General features: G+C 73.8%; 2 protein-coding genes. Both read right to left on the minus strand.

Features of this window, described 5'->3' with window-relative positions; genetic code table 11:
* Window positions 1–260: 260 nt before the first annotated feature.
* Window positions 261–2,669 (minus strand): SpoIIE family protein phosphatase, encoded by a 2,409-nt coding sequence (locus tag ACFW2E_RS43970; RefSeq protein WP_384476925.1) that lies wholly within the window; start codon window positions 2,667–2,669, stop codon window positions 261–263.
* Between the two features lie 83 nt (window positions 2,670–2,752).
* Window positions 2,753–3,133, minus strand: coding sequence for a hypothetical protein (locus ACFW2E_RS43975; RefSeq protein WP_384476928.1), 381 nt, complete (start codon window positions 3,131–3,133; stop codon window positions 2,753–2,755).
* Window positions 3,134–3,341 lie beyond the last annotated feature (208 nt).

A 3,341-nucleotide genomic window follows, 5' to 3' on the forward strand; every position in this document is an offset into this window, starting at 1 on the left:
ACACCGGGTGGGATGACGCAGCCCCCGGGGTTTCGAACCTGCGGCAACGACTCGGGAAAACGGGGGGGACGGAAGGCCGCCGCGGGTCATCATCATGGGCAGCCTTCCGTACGGCGTCCCGCCGCCCTGAACCAAAGGCCTCCCGATGAGCGGCTCCCGCATCCCGGGCCTCGTGCTGCCCGCCGTCTTCCTGCTCGCCCTGGTCGTGGGCCTGTGCTGGTACTGGCGGCACCGCGACGAGGACTGACCGGCCCGAGGCGCTACGCCTCCCGCAGTGGCACCCGGATGTCCAGGACGCACACGTCGTCCCGCCGCTCGCCCTTCAGCATCGCGGCGAGCAGCTCCTCCAGGGAGCCGGTCTCCTCGCTGCCGTCGGCGAGCACGGCCCGGGCGAGGCGCGCGAGGCCCACGTCGAGGCCCTCGCCGGGGCGCTCGACCAGACCGTCGGTGTACAGCAGCAGGCGGTCCCCGGGTTCCAGACGGCACTCCGCGGACTCGTAGGCGGGGGAGGTGCTCGCCCCGAGCAGGATGCCTTCGGGCCGGTCGAGGTAGTGCGCCTCGCCCTGGCGCAGGAGCAGCGGTGGAAGGTGTCCGGCCTGCGCCCACACCAGCCGGTGCCCCTCGGGGTCGTAGCGGGCGAGGACGATGGTGGCGGTGGTGTTGCTGTCCCGTGAGTGCAGCAGCAGCGTGTTCAGCCGTGCGAGCGCGCCGGTCAGCGAGGAACCCGTGCTGACCATGCCCTTCGCGGTGAAGCGGAGCTGGGCCATGGTGGCGACGGCGTCGATGCCGTGACCCGCCACGTCCCCGATCACGAACAGCGCGTCCTCGCCGGGCAGTTCGATGGCGCTGAACCAGTCGCCGCCGACGTGGATCTCCGACTGGGCGGGCAGATAGGCGACTTCGACGCGCAGCCCGGCCAGCCGCACGGCCGCCTTCGGCAGCGGCAGCAGGGCGTGCTGCAGCCTGATCGCCATGGCCCGTTCGGCCTGCAGGACCCCGCGCTGCAGGAGGTTGGCCCGCTCGCTCTCCACCAGCGCGAGCTCCGCGTTGCGCAGTGCGGTGAGGTCCTGCACGAAGCCGTGCACCTCGATGGGCTTGCCGTCCGGGTCCGCCACCGCTTCCGCGACGATCCGCAGATGCCGTACGCCGGACGCGCATCTGATCCGGAACGGCACGTCGAACTGCTGCCCGGCGCCGACGAGTTCGGTCACGGCACGGGACAGTGCGGGCGCGTCCTCGGGCAGGACGAGGTCCGGCAGTTGCTGCAGGCGGACCGGACCGCGTGCGGGGTCCCGCTCCAGGAGGGCGTAGACCTGCGGCGACCAGATCACCTCGAGGGTGGCCAGGTTCCAGGTCGCCCAGCCGAGGTTGCCCAGCCGCTGCACGTCCGCCAGCCGCTGTTCCTGCCGGGTCGAGTGGTTGTGCCGGATCCAGGTCACCAGCAGTCCGCCGCCCAGCCGGGTCGCCCGCACCGAGTACGTGGCGGTCTCCGGCAGCCCGTCCACGATCTCGTGGTACGCGAACGGTTCGCCCTCGTACGGCTCTCCGCCGGAGAGCGCCGTCAGGTAACCCTGCCACAACGGCTCGCCCGCGACCGACGGATAGCACTCCAGGATGCGCATGCCGACCAGTTCACGTCCGGTCCGGCCGAGGACGTCCACCGCCTGCGGGGTCGCCGCGTCTATTCGGTAGTCCTCCACCTCTCCGGTGGCGGCACGCAGCGGGGTGAGCAGGACCGCCGCGCCCGGGAGGGCGTCGAACACCGCCCGCAGCGTGTCGGTGGTCTCTTCCGAGGCGGGTTCCTGCGCAGAGTCGAGGGCGCGCAGCCGGCCGGCACAGAGCCGGGCGACGGCACGCAGGAGTTCGCGCTGGTGCGGCGTGAAGGGGCCGTCGTGCCGACGCAGGACGCCCAGTGCCACGGCGGCCGCCGGTACGGGGAGCCAGGCACGCGACAGCCACCGCTCGGCGGTGTCCGCTACCAGCACGTACCGCGTCCGGTCCGTGGCGGGGTCCTCCAGCCAGCGCGGCTCCCGGGAGCGCAGCGCCTCCAGCGCGGGGACCCCGCTCAGCGGCGGTATCCGGTCCCACTGGGCCGCGAGGGTCTCGTCGACGCCCGCGTGTCCGACGAGTTCGAGTCCGCCGTCGGGCCGCAGGCCGTAGAGCATCACGGCGTCGGCGCCCACGTCGGGGCCGAGGTGTTCCAGCAGGCACACGGCCAGTTCCCGGGGTGAGCCGACCCGTACCAGAGCCCTGCCCAGCCGGGCGAGCATCTCGGAGTCGGCGTCGGTCCCCGCGGCCGGGGTGCCCCAGGAGGCGGTCCGTGCGGACCGGGCGCGTCCGGTCCCGGTGGGAGTCGACTCCTCGGCGGAGCCCGTGCCGTCGGCGGTGCGGTCCGGCGGGGGCCTGAGGGCGCCGAGCGTGATCCAGCACTCCTCGATGAGGGTGCGGTTCCCGGTCCTGGCACGCTCGACGAGTTCCTCGTGGGCGACGTCCGGGGTGCAGCCCGTCACGGCCATGAGCGCGCCCTTGGCCCGCTCCAGCACGGCCGACGTCGCCGCCAGGTCCTGCAGCCGGTCCAGCTCGGCCCGTTGCCGGGCCACGACCTTGTACAGCGCCGTCAGTTCGGGGGCGGTGCCGCTCTCCGGGGGCGGTGCGGGCTCGCTCGTCACGCGATGAGCATCGCACAGGTGACACCGTCCGATCACGCCCCTGCGGAACCCCCTTCTCCGGACGGCCGGGCGCGGCGGCGGCGTCAGCGTCCGGTGCTGCGGGCGACCAGCGCTTCGGTCACCGCCCGGACACTGCGCGCGATGTGCTGCAGTTGGAGCACCTCGGCCGCGTACATCTTGATCGTGTGCTCGATGACCGACTCGGGCATGCCCAGGACGGGCAGCTCGGCCCGTGCCGTCTGCAGGGCCGTCCGTGCCACCCGGATCTCTTGCTGGACCTGGATCTGGGCGTGCCGGGCGAGCAGCACGGGGTGGCGGATGAGCGCCGGGTAACTGGCGTAGCGGGCCGGTACCAGCTCGCGCAGCCACTTGGCCGCCGAGCGTTCCCAGTCGTAGCTGCCGGGCGTCTTCACCTGGCAGGGCCAGTCCGAGCTGATCCGCGTGGTCGTCAGGGTCATGATCATCGCTTCCGGGTGTGCGGTGTGCGGCGTCGTGAGGGGTGGTCCGACGGATTGGGGGGCGGCTCCGGTCTAGGGGATGACCGGGGCCGCCCCCACGGGCGTGGGGGGGGGGGGGGGGCCCCCCCCACCCACCCCCCCCCCCCCGGGGGCGTGGGCGGCCGCGGGGTGGGTGGGCTCGGCGGGCCCCGCCGGGGGGGGGGCCCCCCGCCGC

Origin of the sequence: Streptomyces sp. NPDC058964, assembly GCF_042741275.1 — a bacterium.
Lineage (GTDB): Bacteria > Actinomycetota > Actinomycetes > Streptomycetales > Streptomycetaceae > Streptomyces.

Bases quoted from the DNA above. Each gene is read 5' to 3' on its own strand.
- ACFW2E_RS43975 (WP_384476928.1), bottom strand. From the start codon at position 3,133: ATGATCATGACCCTGACGACCACGCGGATCAGCTCGGACTGGCCCTGC.